Consider the following 20,976-nt stretch of genomic DNA (forward strand, 5'->3'; position numbering starts at 1 on the left):
TTCGACCGAGATTTCCGAGCGCCATCGCCACCGCTACGAGGTCAACATGGGCTATCGCGAGCGGCTTGAGGCAAATGGCCTGAAGTTCTGCGGTGTTTCGCCAGACGGGCTTCTGCCCGAGACGGTCGAATATCCCGACCATCCCTGGTTCATCGGCGTGCAGTATCATCCCGAGCTGAAGTCGCGGCCATTCGAGCCTCACCCGCTTTTCSCCAGCTTCGTCGAGGCGGCGGTGGTGCAGAGCCGCCTGGTCTGATCCGAACCGGGCGGCGCGAGCTGCCCGCCTGATCAAGTGCCTGGATACCTCCGACAAGCCGCTGGTGCAGCCGCGCTGGCGGCTTATAGTCGCGTTGCGACTCGGGGGGAGCGATATGGCTGTCTCGATGGCCGGTTTGCCGGCTTTTTTGCTGTATTTCGTGATCGGATCGGCGCTGATCACGGGTTTCGCTCTCATCTATATGCGATTGACCGCGCATGACGAAATCGCACTGATCCGGGCAGGCAATCTCTCCGCTGCGATAGCACTAGGCGGCAATCTCGCCGGCTTCTCGATCCCGCTCGAAAGGGCGATCGCTCAGGCGAGCAGCATTGCGGACTGCGTGCTCTGGGCGCTTGCCGCGATGCTGATCCAGTTCGCGGCCTATGGGCTCGCCCGCGTCCTGATCCCTGACCTCTCGAAGAAGATCCAGGAGGATCGCCTCCCGTCCGCCGCAATGCTGGCGGTGATCGCGGTGATCAGCGGCACGCTGGCGGCCGCCAGCATGACGGTTTGAGGGGAGGCGGTCATGAAACGCTCCTCGCAGATCGGATTGGCCGCAGTGGGGGTGGTGCTGGTCGCGATAGCGTGGCCGCGCTCGGAAGACGATGTGGAGGATACCCTCGTTTATAACTCGCTCGCCGATTGTCGCGCCGCCGGGCAGATGTCCGGCAGCCAATGTGAGCAGCGCTTCAACGAAGCCTCCGCAAATCAACTCCGCGACGCGAAGAAGTTCACCAGCCCCAGCGCATGCGAAGCCGAGTATGGCTCCGGCTCCTGTCAGAGCGCGGTTTGGAACGGCGCGCAGGTCGTTGTTCCGGCGCTTGCCGGAATCATGCTGGCGCGCAGCTTCGCGCAGAGCGGTGGTGGTGCAGCCCGGCCGCTCCTGCCGCCGACGCGTCAGGCCTGCCCGCCTGGCAGTGTGGCCGAGGAATGTCAGCAGGCCCGGTCCTCGTCGTCATCGTCCTCCGGAGGGGGAGGCGGCCGAGTCGGGAGTTCACGCGCCTATTCGACAACCGCGGGACAGGCGCTGGTCGCGCGCAATGTCTCGTCGACCGGGGTCGCCAGCATGCCAAGCGCTGCCTCTCGCGGCGGTTTCGGCTCGACCTCCCGCTCCTACAGTTCCTCTTCGTCGTCCTGAGATGCGGCGGGTTGAACTCTCACCTCGTCGGAATTGGCAGGCTCAGGTCGAGCGTCTGGGCTTCGCTTTCCACACGCTCGACGGCGAGACCTATTGGGACGAGAGCGCTGCCTACGCCTTTACGCTCGAGGAGATCGAGCGCGATATCGAAGCGCCGACAGGCGAGATCGAACAGCTTTGTTTCGCTTTCGTCGAACGCGCGATCGCCGACGAGGAGATCCTGACCCGGCTCGCAATTCCGCCGCCGCATTGGCCACTGATCCGCGACAGCTGGCAGCGCGGCGATCGCAACCTCTATGGCCGGCTCGATCTTGCCTATGACGGCAGCGGGCCGGCCAAGCTGCTGGAATATAATGCGGATACGCCCACCGCACTGTTCGAATCGAGCGTCGTTCAATGGGACTGGCTTGAGCAAGCCATGGCACGGGGTGCCCTCCCGCCGGATAGCGATCAGTTCAACTCGCTGCACGAACGACTGATCGCGGCCTTTGCTGCCCTGCGCGAGCCATCGCCCTATCGACTGCATCTGACTTGCGTCCAGAACAGCAATGAAGACAAGGGCACCGTCGACTATCTCAAGGATTGTGCTGTGCAGGCCGGCCTCGACGCGCGTTTCACCTTCATCGAGGAGATCGGACTGCTTCCCGACGGACGGTTCTGCGACGGAGCCAATCTGCCGATCGAGACACTGTTCAAGCTCTATCCCTGGGAGTGGCTCTTCCGAGAGAGCTACGCGGATGCTCTGGCCGGCTCGCGCTGCCAGTTCATCGAGCCGCCCTGGAAGGCCCTTCTCTCCAACAAGGGCCTGCTTGCCTGCCTCTGGCAGATGGAGCCCGGCCACCCGAATCTGCTGCCCGCCTTCTTCGAGGGCGATCCGCGTTGCGCGGAGCTCAATCCCCGCTATGTCCGCAAGCCTCTCTATTCGCGCGAGGGCGCCAACATCACGCTGGTCGAACGCGGAACGGTGCTGGACAGCGATGACGGTCCCTATGGGGCGGAGGGTTTCATCCTTCAGGATGCTGCAGCGCTCGCCTCCTTCGCCGGGTATCATGCCGTGCTGGGTTCATGGCTCGTCGCCTCGCAGCCTTGCGGGCTGTGCATCCGGGAGGATGTGACGCCGATCACCAAGAATACGTCGCGCTTCGTGCCGCATTACATCGAGCCGTGACCGCTTCGGCAAAGCTTGCTACAGCCGGCGCCTGAGACCGCAACGCGCGGCCTGAGCAACGGCGATTCGCGACATGTCCCAGCCCAATCGGCCACGTGGCCTCGATCATCTCGTCATCGGCGTGCGTGACCTCGATGCTGCCGGCCAACTCTATGCGAAGATGGGCTTCAGGGTTGGAGCCCGCAATCGACATCCCTGGGGCACGGAGAACCGCATCGTCCAGTTTCCGGGGGCCTTCCTGGAGCTGATCACGATCGGCGACTCCGGGGCCATTCCACCCCATGCCCATCGGCGCTTTTCCTTCGGAGCCTTCGTCCGCGATCAGCTCGCCCGGGCAGAAGGCCTGTCGATGCTGGTTCTCGAAAGTCGCGATGCGAAGGCGGATGCGCAGATTTTCGAAGCAGCCGGCCTCGGCGACTACGAGCCGTTTTTCTTTGAGCGTCAGGCGCGCAGTCCTGATGGCAACGAGGTCCGCGTCGCCTTTTCGCTGGCCTTTGCCCGCAACGCATCGGCGCCCGCTTGCGGTTTCTTCGTCTGCCAGCAGCACGAGCCGCAGAATTTCTGGAATCCGGCCTTCCAGCAGCATCAGAACGGCGTACAGGCATTGGCCTCTGCCGTCATGGTCGCGGAGAACCCGACCGACCACCACGTTTTCCTTTCGGCCTTCACTGGCGAGCGCAGTCTGAAATCCAATTCGCTCGGCATCAGCGCTGCCCTTCCGCGCGGCCGCGTCGATATTCTGACGCCGCATGCCGCCTACCAGCTCTTCGGCGTCGAGGAGGGGAGAAAGGATCCGCATTTCGCCGGATTCGCGGTCGCGGTGAAGGATCTCGATGGGGTGCGTGGGGTTCTGGACGCGGCTGAGGTCGAGTGGCGACAGATCGGTGGTTGCATCGTCGTGCCGGCCAGCACCGCCATGGGTTGCATGGTTGCGTTCGAGGCGAACTGAAGCGCAGGATCGCGCACAGAATCACTTAGGGGATGACGATGCTMGGCCAAGCTTTGGCGCGACTGCCGGATTTTGCACTTTTCTTTTCAGCGTCGCTTGGGCTCGTCGCCGTTTATCTGCTGATCTACACCCTGGCGACCTCGCATAATGAATTCGGCCTGATCCGCCGCAACAACGTTGCTGCGGCACTCTCGCTGGGGCTGAGTCTCACGGGTTTTGCTCTGCCGCTGTCGAGCGCCGTGGTCCATGCAACGACGATCATCGACCTCGTGGTCTGGGGCATTGTCGCCCTCGTGGTGCAATTGCTGGTCTATTTCCTGGTCAGGCTCGTGCTGCCCAACCTGTCAGCGCGGATCGCTGCCGGTGAGCTGGCCGCCGCACTGTTCCTGGGTGCCGCCTCGCTTGCGGCCGGCGTCATCAACGCGGCGACGATGACTTTCTAGCATATCAGACCGGATTTTATATCCAGTCCGATGGGCTAGCCCTCCTTGATTGCATCGGCTCACCCGAAAACCGCAATCCACTTTTCGGGCCGATGCTTTAGAGCTGGTTGGCGAGCTTGCTCCCGGCGCGGACAAAGCGCGTTGGGTCGATGGGCTCGCCCTCGATCCGGGTTTCGTAATGCAGATGTGGGCCGGTCGAGCGCCCGGTCGTGCCGACCTTGCCGACCACGGTCCCGCTCGTCACCATTTGTCCGGCCGAAACGCTGATGGCAGACATGTGAGCATAGCGCGTGGTGATGCCGCCCGCATGCTCGATCTCGACCATGTTTCCGTAGCCGCCGGTATATTCAGCTGAGACAACCTTGCCGGGCGCGGTGGCGCGGATCGGCGTGCCGGTTTCGGCGCGGAAGTCGATGCCGGTATGCATCGCCGGGCTGCGGGTGAACGGGTCGACGCGATAGCCATAGTTCGAGGTCATGTCGACTTCGCCCTGCATCGGCTTGCGAAGGGGCAATTGCTCGACAAGACCGCGCAGCCGGTAGACCGCCGATATGCGCGGTTGCAGGGCGCTCAATGTGGCCTCGAAGGGACCGGCGGACGCATCGACCTTGAAGGGGACGAAGGGGCCGCCGACACCCTTGGCGATCGTCGTCGTGGCGGCAAGCTTGTCGGTGTCGAGCCCGGTCTCCGCCAGCGCCCCGCGCAGTGTTTTCTGAGATTCGGCGAGCGACTGTTCCATATGGCGTAGCGCGGCGAGTTGCGCCGTCGCGGTCTCCGACAGCGACTGGTCAAGCCTGGTGAGCGATTCTGCGACGCGTTGCGCGGGTGCTTGCGGAGCTTCCTCCGCCTCGCCCGATTGCCAGGGGACGCTCTTGTGCTCTTCCGAGCTGCGGAGCCCGGGAGCGTCGGGAGCGGGCATCGGCTTGCTTGAGGTGATCGGCGCGAAGCTTGAGACGCTGGAGGCGCGGATCGGTTCCTCCGCCTTGATCAGGCGTGAACGCAGTGGAACCTTTGCAGGCGATGCAATGCCGCCGGCCTGCAGAGTTTCGGTGACGGCAGCGACCAGGGCCTGCTTGCTCTCCAGCTCGGCCTGACGCGTGGCCAGTTCGTCGACACGAGCCTCGACGCCATCCTGATCGAGCAGGGCGCGGCTGGCGAGCCGGTCGATATCGGCGCGCAACGCCGCGATCCTGTCTTCATAGGCATATTGCCGGGTGGTTTCGCGGGCGATCAGCCGCGCCGCGATATCGTCCTTGCTGAGGATGTACCAGCCGGTCACACCGCCCCAGGCGGTCGTAAGGGCCAGAAGCGAGAGGCCCGCGAAGGCCGTCGAACGGCGGATCGTGTAGCTCTTGTGTGAGGCCAGTCCCGTGACGGGAAGGGCCGGGCCAGGCGAGGCGGGATGAGTCATACGCAAAACCGGATGTAACGCTGCCGATGATGCGAGTAGACCTTGTTAGGGTTAATCCTTTGCAAATCGCCAGCGCCGGCTCAGCATTCTGCGGCGAGTGTCACATCTCCCGAACGGCCGCCAGCACCTCTTCGGCATGGCCGGCGACCTTTACCTTGGGCCAGATCCGCACGATGCGGCCGTCCTGGTCGATCAGAAAGGTGGTTCGCTCCACCCCCATATACTTGCGGCCATACATGCTCTTCTCGACCCAGATGCCGTAGTTCTCGAGCACCGCGCGGGCTTCATCTGCGACAAGCGGGAAGGTGAGGGCATATTTCTGCTTGAAGCGATCGTGACGCTTGATCGGATCGGGAGAGATCCCGACGATATCGGCCCCAGCTGCGGCAAACTCCGCATGCAAGCCATTGAAGGCAATGGCTTGCTTTGTGCAGCTCTCGGTATCGTCCTTTGGATAGGCATAGAGTACGATCTTGCGTCCCCTAAGGTCCGCGAGCGAGATCGTGCCTGCGCCATCCCTTGGCAATGTGAATTCGGGTGCGAGATCGCCCACCTGCAAGCCCATGAATTGCCTTCCTTTCGTCGCGATCGCGCTGCAAGGAGCGCACGGAATCGATGGGCAGGGTGTGCCGCCCGTTCATGCGCCAGCCAGCCTGGATGGAGCAGAAGCCGAATCGGTTAGTCTGGCCGCAACATCCGTGTAACCCGCATACGGCCATTCAGAGCCGGCGAAGACTCATAGAATCTGGTGAAGCCGGACCGAAGTCGCATTTCGGCCCCTTTCAGAACGCGAAAGTCCTTGGTGAACGAAGGTAACGACAAGGTCAGTCAGGAGCCGCCGCGGGTTGTGGCACCCGAAAGCACGACCTGCGACGAGGTTGCTGCGGTCGCGCGGCGCGCGAAGGCTGGGCTTGTCACGATCGTGGTGGCGGTGGCTGTCGCTGTGGTGACGCTGGCGGGCGCGGCTGGCGCTCTGCTGGTCACCGGGATGATTCCGCTCTCGGGCCTGGAGGGCCGCATCTCGGCCGCGATTGCAGAACGGCTCGGTCCTGACTGGCAGGTTGAGGCTGGCAGCGCAGAGCTCAGCCGGATCGACGGGCGTGCCCAGCTCCGGGTTAGGCAGGTTTCGTTCCGTCACCGTAGCGGTGCGGCCTTCCGTGCGCCGGAGGCCGTGCTCGGCTATGTGCCGCTGGCGCTGCTGCGCGGCGAAATCCGGCTGGTGTCGGTCGACCTGCGTGGCGTCAACATGCGTCTCGGTGTCAATCATGACRGCGCATTGATCGTGAATGCGGATGCGGCCCCCCCGGAACCGGTGGTGCAGCCGCCCGCCATTCCAGATGCCAGCCATTGGAACGTCTTTACCAACATCATGGAGGCCGTCGCGACGGTCGCAGCCGGAGACGGTCTTCTCGGCGCGCTCGAAACGGCAGGCATGCGCGGAGCGAGGCTGGCACTGGTCGATCCCGATGGTCGACAGAGGACCAGTCTCGAGGATGTCGACATCAGATTGTCGCGTGTCGGCAACGGAGTCAGCCGCCTCACGATGAAGGGCCGGACCGGCTCGCGCTGGAAGGAACTCGCTATCGACCTGTCGGCCGATCCGGATGGAACGCGGCGGGCGGAGATCGATGTCGTTCGCTTCGAGCCCGCCGAGGCTGTTGCTCTCGCCGTGGGCACGTCCAGTGTCGCGATCAACGGGCTGCCGATGAAGGGCAAGATTTCCCTGGCTCAGCGCCCGGGCGGCGAAAGCAAGATGTCGGCGCGCTTCGACATCCTTCCTGGCACGATCACGTTTCGCGACAGCCCGGTCGCACCGATCTCGGTCGATACTGCCCATGTCGAGTTGGAGAGCGGAACGGGGCTGGCTGATCTCCGTGTGACCTCGGCGGAGTTCAAGGCTGGTCCGACGGTTCTGCGTGGTTCCGGCAGCTTGCGGGGAGAGAATGGTGTCTGGCGCGTGGGGCTGGATGCCAAGGGACAGATAGCCGGGGTCGGTTCGGATCCGGCGGTCGCCATCGACAGCATTCAGAGCGGCATCGTCCTCGAMAGCTCGGCCGGGGAAGTCCGTATCGAGAGTTTCTCACTGCGCGGCCCGCTGATCGCGGTCGACATGACCGGGCTTGTGCAGAAGCGGGGCGAATCGCCCTATCAGCAGTTCTGGATCCGGGCGACGGATTCTGACGCGCGGGCCGCCCTTGCAATCTGGCCGGAGTGGACTGCGCCCCATCTGCACGCTTCGCTGAGCCGGGAGGTGGCCGCAGGCCGTCTCACTGCGGTGGATGTCAAGGTCGACCTGCCGGCAGAAGATCACGCCCGAATGCTGCAAGGTGCAGGCATGCCCGACAAGGCGCTGCTCGTAACGGTGGACGCGACGAATGTGCGCTATCTGCCGGGCCCCGGTTTGCCGCCGCTGATCGACGGCACGGTCAGCGGCACCGCGACCGGCCGGACGGTCCAGCTCACCATCCCGAAGGCGACAGCCGATCTGCGTGATGGCCGAAAGCTCGCGTTGAGCGAAGGCAGCTTTGGCATTCTCGATACCTGGGCGCCGCGTCCCCAGGCCAAGATCGGCTTCCGCTCCGTCGGGCCGGCTGACGCGGTTGCGGCACTCTTCACCTTTCCGGCGCTCAAGGAGTTCAATCCCGGAGCAGGTGATCCGGCCTCGATTCGGGGCAGCAGTGACCTGAAGACCGTCATCACCTTGCCGATGGCCGACGATATCCAGCCTTCCGATGTCGTGGTCCAGAGCTCCGGCACGCTCTCCAACATTGCCTCGGATACATTGCTCGCCACCGAGAAGCTCGAAGCGGCCAATTTCACGGTCGGGTTCGATCGAACTGGCCTTTCGATCCGGGGCGAAGGCCGCGTCGGCGGCGAACGCGCGCAGATGGAGATCCGCCAGAACACGAAGGGACAGGGCGAGGCGACGCTCGCCTTCACGCTCGACAACGCTGCCCGCCAGAAGCGCGGCTTCGGGCCGGAGCTCGGCGTCAACGGCCCCGTGCAGGTCAAGGTATCGAAACAGCTTGGCAAGGGTGCGGAAATCGCTCCGCGTGTCGAACTCGATCTGACCAAGACGGCGATCGACGGAGTGATCCCCGGATTCGCCAAGCCCGCCGGGCGGGCGGGGCGGGCGACCTTCAATTACTTGGTCGATGCCGATGGTCCCGATCTMGATGATTTCACGCTCGATGCGTCGCCGGTCCTGATCCGTGGCAAGATCGAGCTCAACAAGCAGAGTGGGTTCGAGGGGGCCAGCCTCTCGCAGTTTCGGATATCCCCCGGCGACAATCTCAAGGTCGAGGCCAAGCGTGACGGAACGGTAACGAAGCTGGTGATCCGCGGGCAGGTTGCCGATGTACGGCCCTTCATTCGTGACCTGCAGGTCGGCGCGGCTCCGACGGCGCGAGGCGACAAGAACGCCGCGCGCGGCAACGATGTCGACGTCGATCTCGACGTGCCGATCCTGACCGGATTCAACAACGAGGCGATCGGCAACGGAGTGCTGAAGTTCTCGAAGCGAAATGGTGACCTACGCTCCCTGAGTTTCGACGGTCGTATCGGCCGGGCAAGCGTTTCCGCAAGGCAGGCCCGTCAAGGTGAGGGCGCCGGCACACTTGTCCTGCAGTCGGAGAATGGCGGCTCGGTGCTGCGCTTCTTTGACTTCTACCGTCGGGCTCACGGCGGCGATCTGGTGCTGACGCTGGGCCCGGGCGACACGCGCCAAAGCGGAGAGCTGCTCTTCCGCAACTTCGTCGTGCGCGACGAACCGGCGTTGCGGCGGGTCCTCGGAGAGCAGGCAGTGACGGCCCTGTCCGGCGATCGCGTTGGCGGAGCGGGAGGACGCATCGACGCCAGCGAGGTCGCCTTCACCAAGCTGAGGGCAGAATTCACCCGTTCTGCCAGCCGCCTGGATGTCTCGGACATGGTGATCTGGGGTCAGCAGATCGGGTTCACGCTTCAGGGGAATGTCGATTACGGCCGCGACAAGGTCGATATCGGCGGCACCTTCGTGCCGAGCTATGCCTTCAACAACGCCTTCGCGMAGGTGCCGGTCGTCGGAATGATCCTCGGCGGAGGTCAGTATGGCGGCTTGTTCGCCCTGAATTTCCGGATATCGGGATCTGCCAGCGCGCCGACCATGTCGATCAATCCGCTCTCCGCGATTGCGCCCGGCATCCTGCGTCGTTTCGTCGATCCGCTCGGGGGCGCCCCTCTGGAGCGCCCCGCCAGGCTACCGGTCCCTGCGCCGAGCCAAGCCCAGCGCTGAGCCTGGCTCGGCGCCGCGACTTGGTGTCGCGACTTGGGGGCGTCTATTCCGGCCGCAGCAGGACGTGCTTCTTGCGGCCGAAGGAGAGCTTGATCACGCCCTCCGGCGAGAGATGGCCTGCCCCGAGCGCCGCGCGCTCATCGGTGACGACCTCGTCATTGACGCGAAGGCCACCGGACTTGACCTGCCGGCGGGCTTCGCCGGTCGAAGGCACCAGGCCGGCGGTGACGAAGGCGGTCAGGACGCCGAGACCTGCGTCGAGAGCGGTCCGCGAGACTCCGACGCTCGGGAGGTCCTCTGCGAGCGTGCCCTCCTCAAAGGTCCGGCGCGCCGTCTCGAAGGCCGCTTCCGCAGCCTCGCGGCCATGCAGCAATGCGGTGGCCTCCGTCGCGAGTACCTTCTTGGCGTCGTTGATCTCGGAACCGCCGAGGGCTGCCAGACGGGCGATCTCGTCCATCGGGAGCTTGGTGTAGAGCTTCAGGAAGCGCTCGACATCGGCGTCCTCGGTATTGCGCCAGAACTGCCAGAACTCATAGGGGCTCATCAGATCGGCATTGAGCCAGACGGCGCCATTGGCGGTCTTGCCCATCTTGCCGCCCGAGGCCGTCGTCAGCAGCGGCGACGTCAGCGCATAGAGCTGCACATTCGCCATGCGGTGGCCGAGGTCGATGCCATTGATGATATTGCCCCACTGGTCGGAGCCGCCCATCTGCAGCACGCAGCCCGTGCGCTTGTTCAGCTCCACGAAGTCGTAGGCCTGTAGGATCATGTAGTTGAATTCGAGGAAGGACAGCGACTGCTCGCGGTCGAGCCGCGTCTTCACGCTGTCGAAGGACAGCATGCGGTTGACCGAGAAGTGACGGCCGACATCGCGTAGGAACTCGAGATAATTGAGCCCCAGCAGCCAGTCGGCATTGTTCATCATGCTTGCTGCGCCATCGAAGTCGAGATAGCGGGCAAAAACCTTACGGATACCCGCCAGATTGCGCTCGATGTCTTCGACCGTGAGCAGCTTGCGCGCCTCGTCCTTGAAGGACGGGTCACCCACCATCGTGGTGCCGCCGCCCATCAGTGCGATTGGCTTGTGACCGGTCTCCTGCATCCAGTGCAGCATCATGATCTGGATGAGCGAGCCCGCATGAAGAGACGTCGCGGTCGCGTCGAAGCCGATATAGGCGCTGATCGGCCCCTTCAGCGCAGCCGCATCAAGCCCTTCCGGATCGGAGATCTGATGAACATAGCCGCGCTCGGAGAGAACGCGCAGAAGATCGGATTTGAAAGTCGTCATGGCGAAAGCTCGTTTGCATAATGCGACCTCATCCCCGAGGAGCAACCGCGGATTGCGTCCCGAAGGATGTCTCCAGTATGCGCTGGAGCGCCCTTCGGGATGCCGCTTCGCGGGCTCCCAGGGATGAGGGCTGAATTCAGACCTGTTCCTGTTCGGCCTTGCTGATCTCGGGGCCGACCTTCCGGTCGAGATAGAGGCTGACCGCCTCCATCAGCTGGTCGACGCGACCATCGAAGAAGTGGTTGGCGCCCTCGACGACGGCGTGCTCGATCTGGATGCCCTTCTGGGTCTTCACCTTCTCGATCACGGCCATGACCTCCTTGACCGGCGCCACGCGGTCTTCCGAACCGTGCACGAACAATCCGGAGGAAGGGCAGGGCGCCAGGAAGGAGAAATCATAGCGGTTCGCCATCGCGGCGATCGACATGAAGCCCTCGATCTCCGGGCGGCGCATCAGGAGCTGCATGCCGATCCAGGCGCCGAAGGAGACGCCGGTGATCCAGCAGCTCTTGGCCTCGGGGTTCAGCGCCTGCATCCAGTCCAGCGCAGCGGCGGCGTCCGACAGTTCACCGGCGCCATGGTCGAAATGGCCCTGGCTGCGGCCGACGCCGCGGAAGTTGAAGCGCAGCGCCGAAAAGCCCCGGTTCACGAACGTGTAGAACAGATTGTAGACGATCTGGTTGTTCATCGTGCCGCCGAACTGAGGGTGCGGGTGCAGGATGATGGCGAGCGGGGCGCCCTTCTTCTTTGCGGGCTGGTAGCGACCTTCGATCCGTCCGGCCGGTCCGTTGAAAATCACCTCGGGCATATCACACTCGCCTTTTGTTGGGGCAGAGCCGCGCGCAACCGGCAAATCGGCGGCAAACTGCCGTCCAAAATGTCCCGCTGCCCTTGACGGACCTGCCGCTCGCGCCCTACATCAAGCGCTTAGAATAGTTCTAACAGCCGTGAACAAGACCGGAACAAACGAGCGGTTTGCCGTTTTGGCGAACCTGCGGTCCCGGAACACGGCCGGTTGGATGGGCGGCTATAGCACGGCGCAGGGGTGCAATTTCAAGCATTTCGTGCCGGCCAGGCCGCCGCTGGATCGGAGCTTCGCAAACGTGACCGGGTCAGCCCGCAGCTATCTCGACCACAACGCCACCACGCCGGTTCGCCCGGACGTGGCGGAGGCGATGCTGGCCGCGTTGCGCATGCCCGGCAATCCATCCTCCGTCCACGGTGAGGGCAGGCTGGCGCGGGCTGCTGTCGAGAAGGCACGGGAACAGGTCGCACGCCTTTGCGGTGCCAGCCCGGCTAACGTCGTTTTCACCAGCGGCGGTACGGAGGCTAATGCCACGGTGCTTTCGCCGGGGTTGATGGAATGCAGTGGCGGACGCGATTGCATCCGCGTGCCGGGCTCGCTTCTGCTCTATGGCGCGACCGAGCATGCCTGCGTCCGCGACGGTCATCGCTTCGCAGGTGGTGCGGCGGAAGCCATCCCGGTCGATGCCACGGGGGTTGCCGATCTGGCCTGGCTCGAGGCGCGGCTGCAGAAATTGGCCAGCGAGCAACCCGGCGCGCGGGCGCTGGTTTCGCTGCATCTTGCGAATAACGAAACCGGCGTCATTCAACCGATTGCCGAAGCAACGGTCATTGCCAGGCGCTACGGCGCGCTGCTGCACTGCGACGCGGTTCAGGCCGCCGGCAAAATTTCTATCGATATCAACGCATTGGGCGCAGATGTTCTGGCGCTGTCTGCGCACAAGATCGGTGGTCCGAAGGGAGTTGGCGCCATCGTCCTCCGCAGTGGTGCCTACGAACTCGCCGACAAGCCGGTTCGCGGTGGTGGGCAGGAGCGTGGCTGGCGTGCCGGCACCGAAAACGTTCCCGGCATCGTAGGCTTCGGCATTGCTGCCGAGATCGCCGGCAGGGCAATAGCGACAGAGGCAACCAGGCTTTCGAGCCTCCGCAGCACGCTGGAAGCTGGAATCCTTGCGCTCGCACCGGAAACGGTCCTGTTCGGTGGCGCTGCTCCGCGTCTGCCGAATACCAGCGCCTTCGCGACGCCGGGGATCAAGGCGGAAACGGCGTTGATCATGCTGGATCTCGCTGGCATAGCGCTCTCGTCCGGCTCGGCCTGCTCCTCGGGCAAGGTCAAGCGCTCGCATGTCCTGGATGCCATGGGCGTCGACCCTGTCATGAGTGCAGGGGCCTTGCGGGCGAGCCTGGGATGGACCACTTCCGAGGCCGATATCGCTCATTTCCTTGCGGCATACGCGAAGGCGCTTGCCGCGAAAACCGGTCGGGAGAGGCAGGCGGCGGCCTGACTGTTCCGGCGACTATCTTGAAAGAACCGGCGGGCCTTGAACCCGCGACTGGAGACTGAATATGGCAGCGGTCCAGGAGACCATTGATCAGGTCAAGTCGATTGACGTGACCGAGTACAAATACGGCTTCGTCACCGAGATCGAAGTCGATAAKCCCGCCAAGGGGCTGACCGAAGACACGGTCCGCTACATCTCGGCGCGCAAGAACGAGCCGGCATGGATGCTGGAATGGCGGCTGGATGCCTTCCGGCGCTGGAAGACGATGACGGAGCCGACTTGGTCGCGCGTCAACTACCCGCCGATCGATTATCAGAACATCTATTACTACGCCGCGCCGAAGATGGGCGCGCAGCCGAAATCGCTCGACGAGGTCGATCCGGCGATCCTTGAGACCTATAAGAAGCTCGGTATTCCGCTCCGTGAGCAGGAGATTCTCGCTGGCGTCGCGCCGGAGAACCGCGTTGCGGTCGATGCGGTCTTCGACTCCGTTTCGGTTGTCACCACCTTCAAGAAGGAGTTGGCCGAGGCCGGCGTGATCTTCTGCTCGATCTCCGAGGCGATCCAGGAGCATCCCGAGCTCGTCAAGAAGTACCTCGCCACCGTCGTTCCGGTGACCGACAACTACTTCGCCACGCTGAACAGTGCGGTCTTCACCGATGGCTCCTTCGTCTACATCCCCAAGGGCGTGCGCTGCCCGATGGAGCTGTCGACCTATTTCCGCATCAACGAGCAGAACACCGGCCAGTTCGAGCGCACGCTGATCATCGCCGAAGAGGGCTCCTATGTGAGCTATCTCGAAGGCTGCACGGCGCCGAAGCGCGACGAGAACCAGCTCCACGCGGCGGTGGTCGAGCTGATCGCGCTCGATGATGCCGAGATCAAGTACTCGACCGTGCAGAACTGGTTCCCCGGCGATGCCGAGGGCAAGGGCGGCATCTACAACTTCGTCACCAAGCGCGGCGATTGCCGTGGCAAGAACTCGAAGATCTCGTGGACGCAGGTCGAGACCGGCTCCGCCATCACCTGGAAATACCCGTCCTGCATCCTGCGCGGCGACGGCTCGCGCGGCGAGTTCTACTCGATCGCCGTGTCGAACGGCATGCAGCAGGTCGATAGCGGCACCAAGATGATTCATCTCGGCCGCAACACCACCTCGAAGATCATCGCCAAGGGCATCGCGGCGGGAAAGTCGGACTCGACCTATCGCGGCATGGTCTCGGCGCATCGCAAGGCGACGGGCGCGCGCAACTTCACCAACTGCGATTCGCTGCTGATCGGCGACCAGTGCGGCGCGCACACGATCCCCTATATCGAGGCGAAGACCGCCACCGCGATCTTCGAGCATGAGGCGACGACCTCGAAGATCGGTGAGGATCAGCTCTTCTATTGCCAGCAGCGCGGCCTCTCCGAGGAGGAGGCGGTGGCGCTGATCGTCAACGGCTTCGTCAAGGAGGTGCTGCAGCAACTCCCGATGGAGTTCGCCGTCGAGGCGCAGAAGCTCATCACCATCTCGCTCGAAGGCTCCGTCGGCTAGCGCGACATCATGGTCTGGCATGTCCAGACCAGCCACGCCCTTCTTGAACAGACACCAGCCGCGGATGCTTGGCACAAGACCGAGCGCGACGCGGCAGAAACCGGAACTCTGACCAATGCTCGAAATCCGCAACCTGACCGTCAAGATCGCCGACGAGGACACCCAGATCCTGAACGGCCTGAACCTCACCGTGAATGACGGCGAGGTCGCTGCCATCATGGGGCCGAACGGCTCCGGCAAGTCGACCCTGTCCTATGTCATCGCCGGCAAGGAGGACTATGAGGTCCTCGACGGCGAGATCCTGCTGAATGGCGAGAACGTGCTGGAGATGGAGGCCGATGCCCGCGCCGCCGCCGGCATCTTCCTGGCCTTCCAGTATCCGCTGGAGATCCCCGGCGTCGCCACCATGACCTTCCTGAAGGCGGCGATGAACGCGCAGCGCAGGGCTCGCGGCGAGGGCGAACTGCTGACGCCAGACTTCATCAAGCGCGTCAACGCTGCAGCTGATGGCCTTGGCATCAATCGTGAAATGCTGCGCCGCCCGCTCAATGTCGGCTTCTCCGGCGGTGAGAAGAAGCGCATGGAGATCCTGCAGATGGCGCTGCTCGCGCCCTCCATGTGCATCCTTGACGAGACCGATTCCGGCCTAGACATCGACGCGCTGCGCATCGTTGCCGAAGGCGTCAATGCCTTGCGCGACAAGAGCCGCGGCTTCCTGGTGATCACCCACTACCAGCGCCTGCTCGAGCACATCGTGCCCGACACCGTGCATGTCATGGCCAGGGGCCGCATCGTCCGCACCGGCGGCAAGGAACTGGCCCTGGAGCTCGAGAAGAGCGGTTACGCAGCCTATGGGGAGGCCGCCTGATGGCCATCGTCACCCCGCTGAAGACCGCGGCCGAGCAGGTCCTCGCCCAGCAGTTCGCCAATGTGAAGGCTGAGCTGCCGGGAGCCGGGCCGGTTCGCAAGCTGCGCGAAGATGCCTTCGCCGGCTTCGAGGCCAAGGGCCTGCCGCATCGCCGCCTCGAAGCCTGGCGCTATACGGATCTGCGCATGATGCTGCGCGAGGCGAAGCCTCTCGCCGGCGGCAATGCTGCAACCCAGGCCGTGCGCGACCGTCTTTCCACGCTGGAGCTGGACGGTCTCAGGCTCGTCCTGATCGACGGCGCCTTCAATGCCGAGCTTTCGGGCCTCGCTGCCTTGCCCGAGGGCGTCACGGTTCATGCCCTGGCCGACGCGCTGGTTTCGCCACGCGAGGATCTGACGCGGATCCTCTCCGGTCCCGGCGTCGCGGAAGGCGATACCGGCCTGATGCTCAACACGGCGTTGATGCGTGACGGTGTCCTGGTCGAGATCGCGGAAGGCACCGAACTCGCCGCGCCGATCGCGATCATCTCGCTCGCCTCCGGCGAAGACGAGCAGGCGATCTTCAGCCGCTCGGTCGTGCTTGCCGGCAAGGGCGTCAAKGGCTCGATCGTCGAGATCAGCGAGAGCGTCGGGGCGAAAGCTGCGCAGATCAACACGGCGATCGTCTTCGAAGCCGGCGACGAAAGCGAGATCCAGCACATCCGGCTCGTGACGCGCCAGCCGGCCGAGACTGTGCAGGTACTGAGCCTGCTCGCGACTGTTGGCGCCCATGCCAGGTTCGACTCCTTCGCGTTGATCTTCAATGCGGGCACGGTGCGTCAGCAGCATTTCGTGCGTTATGCCGGAGAGCACACTGAGGTCGGGCTACGCGGCGTCAACCTGCTCGGTGGCCAGGAGCATTCCGACGTCACGCTCGTGGTCGACCATGAAGTCCCTCACGGCACCAGCCGCGAGCTGTTCAAGTCGATCATTGGCGGCGAAGGCACCGGCGTCTTCCAGGGCAAGGTCATCGTGCGTCAGCATGCGCAGAAGACCGATGGCAGCATGAAGAGCAATGCGCTGCTCCTGAACGACGGCGCGACCATGTTCAACAAGCCCGAGCTCGAGATCTTCGCCGACGACGTGGTCTGCGGCCATGGCGCCACCGTGGCGCAGATCGATGGCGAGCAGCTCTTCTATCTGATGGCGCGCGGCCTGCCGCGGCCTCAGGCCGAGGCGCTGGTTCTGCAGGCCTTTGCCGGCGAGGCGGTCGAGTTCGTTGCCGACGAGGCGTTGCGCGACCTGATCATGGGCGAAGTCGAAGGTTGGCTCGCCAACCGCGAGCACACAGCCGAGAAGGCAGCCTGATGCCATACGTCAATCTCCAGATCACCAAGGGTGCGACCCGTGAACAGAAGGCCGAGATCGTCAAGGAGTTCACGCAGACCCTTGTCCGCGTGCTCGGCAAGAACCCGGACAACACCCATATCGTGATCCAGGAGATCGAGCGCGAGGACTGGGGCCATGCCGGCGTGCTCGTCGCCGACAGGCCAAGCAATCCTGGAAAGGCCTGACCATGAATGCGCCGGTGAAGCCTTATGACGTTGCGGCGATCCGCCGGGATTTCCCGATCCTGAGCCGGGAGGTCTACGGCAAGCCGCTGGTCTATCTCGACAATGCGGCCTCGGCGCAAAAGCCGAATGTCGTCATCGATGCGATGAGCCGGCTGATGCGCGAGGACTATGCCAATGTCCATCGCGGGCTGCACTACCTCGCCAACGCTTCGACYGAGGCCTATGAGGCGGCGCGCGAAAGCGCGCGCCGCTTCCTCAATGCCGCCCATCTCGAAGAGATCATCTTCACCCGGTCCTCGACCGGCGCGCTGAATCTCGTTGCCTCGTCTCTCGGGCGCCATCTCGGCATCCAGGAGGGCGACGAGATCATTCTCTCGATCCTGGAGCACCATTCCAACATCGTGCCCTGGCACTATTGGCGCGAGCGGCATGGGGCGGTGATCAAATGGGCGCCGATCGACGAGGACGGCAATTTCCTCATCGAGGAATTCGAGAAGCTGATCTCGCCGCGCACCAAGATCGTGGCACTGACCCATATGTCGAATGCGATCGGCACGATCGTTCCGATCGCCGAGGTTGCTGCCATCTGTCAGGCCTATCGGATTCCGCTGGTCGTGGATGGCAGCCAGAGCGCGGTGCATCTGCCGGTCGACGTGCAGACCCTCGGCTGCGATTTCTACTGCTTCACCGGCCACAAGACCTATGGACCGACTGGCTCCGGCGTCCTCTGGGGCAAGCGCGAATGGCTGGAAAAGCTGCCCCCCTATGAGGGCGGCGGCGAGATGATCGTCACCGTCAGCGAGGACGCGATCACCTATAACGACCCTCCGCATCGCTTCGAGGCGGGGACGCCGGCGATCGTCGAGGCCGTGGGGCTCGGTGCCGCGCTCGACTACATGATGGCGCTGGGGCGCGAGAATATCGCCGCCCACGAGGCCAAGCTCACCAGCTATGCCATGCAGCGGCTCGGCGAGATGAACTCGATCCGGATATTCGGCAGGGCTGCGAACAAGGGTGCGATCGTCTCCTTCGAGTTGAAGGGCGCGCATGCGCATGACGTTGCGACCGTGATCGACCGCGCAGGTGTCGCAGTCAGGGCCGGTACCCATTGCGCGATGCCGCTTCTGGCCCGATATGGAGTGACGTCGACCTGCAGGGCTTCTTTCGGCCTCTACAATACGCTGGAAGAAGTCGACCATCTGGTCGAGGCGTTGCGGAAGGCCGAGAGCCTTTTCGCCTGAACGGGATTGTTGTGATGAGTGAGAGCGCCACCGAAGAGCTGAAGCCGAACGCCCCCAGCATGGGCGCGAGCTCGGGCCTGCCGCCGGAGGAGATCGATCGTCTCACCGACGATATCGTTGCAGCGCTGAAGACGGTCTACGATCCGGAGATTCCGGCTGACATCTATGAGCTCGGCCTGATCTACCGGGTCGATATCGCCGATGACCGCCAGGTCGCGATCGACATGACTCTGACCGCGCCAGGGTGCCCGGTTGCCGGCGAGATGCCCGGCTGGGTCGAGAACGCGGTGAGCGCCGTGCCCGGCGTCGCTGCGGTGACGGTGAGCATGACCTTCGATCCGCCCTGGGACCAGTCCCGGATGTCGGACGAGGCCAGAGTAGCGCTCGACATGTGGTGACAAGGGCAGGCGGGCTTCCGTGCCGGGACAGCGCAGGACGAACGAGCGGGAGCTCGCGATCGTGCGGCGCGCATATGCCCGGCAGATGCTCGCCAGCGTCGGCGTCGCCGATAATCCTGCGCTCGAGAGCGCCTTTGCGGCAGTCGCGCGCGAGTGCTTCATCGGCCCGCCGCCATGGCATATGTCGCGCGGCGGCAGCTATGCGATCCTGACATCCAGTGATCCGACCGTCGTCTATCAGGATGTCCTGATCGCCTTGGCGCCGGAGCGCGGCGTCAACAACGGCAGCCCAAGCCTGCATGCCCATTGGCTGAATGCGCTGAGGCCGCGTGCGGGCGAGCGCGTCGTCCATATCGGTGCTGGCACCGGATATTATACGGCAATCCTGGCGCAGCTTGTCGGCCCCGCGGGACAGGTGCTGGCGGTCGAGTACGATCCGGTCTTGGCCGAGCGTGCCGCCGCCAATCTGTCGGACCAGCCCTCGGTCACGGTCGTCAAGGGCGACGGCGCCGAATGGCCGCGCGAGCCGGTCGATTGCATCTATGTCAATTTCGCCGCCGCCCGCCCTGCCGAGGCATGGCTCGATCGCCTCGCGCCCGGTGGCCGGCTGATCTTTCCGCTTGGCGTGCCCGGGCCGGTCGATGCAAGGGGCAGGAGAGGGCGACATTCCTTTCGCGGTGCGGGCTACCTGGTTGAACCTCAGGGCGAGGGCTTCAGCGTCTCCTGGCTCGGAATGGCATCCTTCGTCTGCGCTGAAGGCGCCCTTGCCGGGACGCCGGCCGAGCAGGCGGCCCTGTGGGCGGCCTTTGGCGGCGGAGATGCGGAATTCGTGCGCAGCCTCAGGCGCGGCGACGAAAAATCCTCTGCGCGGCTCTGGCTGCAGGGCAATGGCTGGAGCCTGAGCTACGACACCGCCACGAAGGAGCACTGATCTCCGCCGAGCTAAAGCTCTGCGAGCATCGCTGCCTTGGCAGCGCAGATGCGCTCCTCATTGCGCCGGTAGAAGGTCCATTGCCTGATCCGCCTCGGCGTCACCAGCCCGGCCCGCACGAGAACCTTCATGTGTTCGCTCAGCGTCGGCTGGCTGATACCGAGCTTCTCGGCGATGAAGACCCCGCAAACCCCATCCTCGACCAGATCTCCGTCGACCTGTGGCGGAAAATGCGCGCGCGGATCCTTCAGCCAATCCAGGATCTGGAGGCGGCGCTCATTGGCGAGCGCGCGGAACAGGTCAGCCGGGTTCATTCTGGCACTTTGCCAAATCCCTAATTCATGGCAAGAGGAATCCCTCTGAGCCATCGGATTCCAGCGTCGATCGGAGCCGCCATGCCGTCCTACCCCTTCGAAACCGTCGATGTCTTCACGGACCGTCGCTTTGGCGGAAATCCGCTGGCCGTTTTCACCGATGCTCGGGGCATGTCGGACGCGCAGATGCAGTCCTTGGCCGCGGAGATGAATCTMAGCGAGACGACCTTCGTGCTGCCGCCAGACGATTCGGCTCATACCGCACGTGTCCGCATCTTCCACCGCACCGGCGAAATGCCCTTTGCGGGCCATCCCAACGTGGGTACGGCCTGTGTGCTGGCGCGGCATGGCCACGACCGCGATGGCGTGCTTCTTTTCGAGGAAATCGCGGGCCTCGTCGAGGTGAAGGTTGAGCGAGATCCCAATGGCACGGTGACGGGCGCCACGATCGCTGCGCCGCAGCCGCTCTCGACAGGCATCACGCTCCCCGTTGCCGGGATTGCCGCCTGTGCCGGTCTGAATCCCTCGGATGTGGTGGTCGCGTCGCACCAGCCRCTCCAAGCCTCGGTCGGCGTGCGCTTCGTGCTGACCGAAGTGAAGGCGGAGGCTCTGTCACGGGCCGTTCCCGATCTCGCATCGTTCCGGGCGCTTGAAGCAGCGCACCCGGAGCTGGAGAAGCGGTTATCGCTCTTCCTCTATGTGCGTGATGGGGAGAGCATCCGCGCCCGCATGTTTGCGCCATTGGCCGGTACATGGGAGGACCCGGCAACGGGTTCGGCGAGTGCCACGCTGGCAGCGTTGCTGCTATCGCTTGGTGATGGCGAGAGTGCACGCTTCGAACTCACCCAGGGCGTCGAGATGGGGCGCCCGAGTCTGCTGCAATTGACGGCGCGGCGCAGTGAG

The 20,976-nt window shown here is 64.1% G+C and carries 21 protein-coding genes; 16 read left to right on the plus strand and 5 right to left on the minus strand.

Annotation, left to right across the window (positions count from 1 at the left end):
- The 6 genes from AC1DJT_RS18325 to AC1DJT_RS18350 all read left to right on the plus strand — a co-directional run.
- Nucleotides 1–256: glutamine amidotransferase-related protein (locus tag AC1DJT_RS18325; protein ID WP_476834596.1), on the plus strand; the 256-nt coding region annotated here is incomplete at its 5' end.
- 115 nt (nt 257–371) lie between these two features.
- Nucleotides 372–773 carry a DUF350 domain-containing protein gene (locus AC1DJT_RS18330; protein WP_476769227.1) on the plus strand — a complete coding sequence of 134 codons (402 nt, stop codon included), beginning with the start codon at nt 372–374 and terminating at the stop codon, nt 771–773.
- Nucleotides 774–785: 12 nt separating this feature from the next.
- Entirely contained in the window at nt 786–1,397 is a 612-nt protein-coding gene (locus AC1DJT_RS18335) for a DUF1190 domain-containing protein (protein ID WP_441505557.1), read from the plus strand.
- A gap of 1 nt (nt 1,398) precedes the next feature.
- Nucleotides 1,399–2,565, plus strand: a complete 1,167-nt coding sequence (locus tag AC1DJT_RS18340) for a glutathionylspermidine synthase family protein (protein ID WP_476769228.1) — start codon at nt 1,399–1,401, stop codon at nt 2,563–2,565.
- 73 nt (nt 2,566–2,638) lie between these two features.
- Nucleotides 2,639–3,514 carry a VOC family protein gene (locus AC1DJT_RS18345; RefSeq protein ID WP_476769229.1) on the plus strand — a complete coding sequence of 292 codons (876 nt, stop codon included), beginning with the start codon at nt 2,639–2,641 and terminating at the stop codon, nt 3,512–3,514.
- Between the two features lie 38 nt (nt 3,515–3,552).
- On the plus strand, nt 3,553–3,957 hold the full coding sequence (locus AC1DJT_RS18350; protein ID WP_441491797.1) for a DUF350 domain-containing protein: 405 nt from the start codon (nt 3,553–3,555) through the stop codon (nt 3,955–3,957).
- A 97-nt stretch (nt 3,958–4,054) separates the two neighbouring features.
- On the opposite strand, the gene AC1DJT_RS18355 is transcribed toward AC1DJT_RS18350, so the two are convergent.
- Nucleotides 4,055–5,368 (minus strand): M23 family metallopeptidase, encoded by a 1,314-nt coding sequence (locus tag AC1DJT_RS18355; RefSeq protein WP_441491796.1) that lies wholly within the window; start codon nt 5,366–5,368, stop codon nt 4,055–4,057.
- Nucleotides 5,369–5,468: 100 nt separating this feature from the next.
- A complete protein-coding gene (locus AC1DJT_RS18360; RefSeq protein ID WP_476769231.1) occupies nt 5,469–5,933 on the minus strand; it encodes a peroxiredoxin in 465 nt (154 codons plus the stop codon).
- 237 nt (nt 5,934–6,170) lie between these two features.
- Here AC1DJT_RS18360 and AC1DJT_RS18365 point away from each other — a divergent pair, with 237 nt between their 5' ends.
- Nucleotides 6,171–9,638, plus strand: coding sequence for a hypothetical protein (locus AC1DJT_RS18365; RefSeq protein ID WP_476834597.1), 3,468 nt, complete (start codon nt 6,171–6,173; stop codon nt 9,636–9,638).
- 43 nt (nt 9,639–9,681) lie between these two features.
- Here the strand turns inward: AC1DJT_RS18365 and tyrS are convergent, their stop codons facing one another.
- Together tyrS and AC1DJT_RS18375 are read right to left on the minus strand one after the other, a co-directional pair.
- Nucleotides 9,682–10,926, minus strand: a complete 1,245-nt coding sequence (tyrS, locus tag AC1DJT_RS18370) for a tyrosine--tRNA ligase (protein ID WP_441505562.1) — start codon at nt 10,924–10,926, stop codon at nt 9,682–9,684.
- A gap of 136 nt (nt 10,927–11,062) precedes the next feature.
- On the minus strand, nt 11,063–11,734 hold the full coding sequence (locus AC1DJT_RS18375; protein WP_113515436.1) for an alpha/beta hydrolase: 672 nt from the start codon (nt 11,732–11,734) through the stop codon (nt 11,063–11,065).
- A 295-nt stretch (nt 11,735–12,029) separates the two neighbouring features.
- On the opposite strand from AC1DJT_RS18375, the gene AC1DJT_RS18380 reads away from it, so the two are divergent.
- The 8 genes from AC1DJT_RS18380 to AC1DJT_RS18415 all read left to right on the plus strand — a co-directional run bounded on the left by AC1DJT_RS18380 (nt 12,030) and on the right by AC1DJT_RS18415 (nt 19,759).
- A complete protein-coding gene (locus tag AC1DJT_RS18380) occupies nt 12,030–13,235 on the plus strand; it encodes a cysteine desulfurase family protein (RefSeq protein ID WP_476769234.1) in 1,206 nt (401 codons plus the stop codon).
- A 61-nt stretch (nt 13,236–13,296) separates the two neighbouring features.
- Complete coding sequence (sufB, locus tag AC1DJT_RS18385) at nt 13,297–14,769, plus strand: Fe-S cluster assembly protein SufB (RefSeq protein ID WP_476834598.1); 1,473 nt, start codon at nt 13,297–13,299, stop codon at nt 14,767–14,769.
- A gap of 115 nt (nt 14,770–14,884) precedes the next feature.
- Nucleotides 14,885–15,637 (plus strand): Fe-S cluster assembly ATPase SufC, encoded by a 753-nt coding sequence (gene sufC / locus AC1DJT_RS18390; RefSeq protein ID WP_476834599.1) that lies wholly within the window; start codon nt 14,885–14,887, stop codon nt 15,635–15,637.
- On the plus strand, nt 15,637–16,983 hold the full coding sequence (locus AC1DJT_RS18395) for a SufB/SufD family protein (RefSeq protein WP_476834600.1): 1,347 nt from the start codon (nt 15,637–15,639) through the stop codon (nt 16,981–16,983). Before sufC ends, AC1DJT_RS18395 begins: the two co-directional genes overlap by 1 nt.
- Complete coding sequence (locus AC1DJT_RS18400; protein ID WP_069880753.1) at nt 16,983–17,189, plus strand: tautomerase family protein; 207 nt, start codon at nt 16,983–16,985, stop codon at nt 17,187–17,189. The genes AC1DJT_RS18395 and AC1DJT_RS18400 overlap by 1 nt, the downstream gene beginning before the upstream one ends.
- Before the next feature lie 2 nt (nt 17,190–17,191).
- Nucleotides 17,192–18,430 carry a cysteine desulfurase gene (locus tag AC1DJT_RS18405; protein ID WP_441491788.1) on the plus strand — a complete coding sequence of 413 codons (1,239 nt, stop codon included), beginning with the start codon at nt 17,192–17,194 and terminating at the stop codon, nt 18,428–18,430.
- A gap of 14 nt (nt 18,431–18,444) precedes the next feature.
- On the plus strand, nt 18,445–18,828 hold the full coding sequence (locus tag AC1DJT_RS18410) for an SUF system Fe-S cluster assembly protein (RefSeq protein WP_441491787.1): 384 nt from the start codon (nt 18,445–18,447) through the stop codon (nt 18,826–18,828).
- A 61-nt stretch (nt 18,829–18,889) separates the two neighbouring features.
- Nucleotides 18,890–19,759, plus strand: coding sequence for a protein-L-isoaspartate O-methyltransferase family protein (locus AC1DJT_RS18415; RefSeq protein WP_476769237.1), 870 nt, complete (start codon nt 18,890–18,892; stop codon nt 19,757–19,759).
- A gap of 11 nt (nt 19,760–19,770) precedes the next feature.
- Here the strand turns inward: AC1DJT_RS18415 and AC1DJT_RS18420 are convergent, their stop codons facing one another.
- A complete protein-coding gene (locus AC1DJT_RS18420; protein WP_476769238.1) occupies nt 19,771–20,073 on the minus strand; it encodes an ArsR/SmtB family transcription factor in 303 nt (100 codons plus the stop codon).
- A gap of 81 nt (nt 20,074–20,154) precedes the next feature.
- Here AC1DJT_RS18420 and AC1DJT_RS18425 point away from each other — a divergent pair.
- Nucleotides 20,155–20,976 (plus strand): PhzF family phenazine biosynthesis protein (locus AC1DJT_RS18425; RefSeq protein WP_476834601.1); only part of this gene is annotated, 822 nt, incomplete at its 3' end.

It is taken from the genome of Allobosea sp. 05T422_2 (assembly GCF_056396265.1).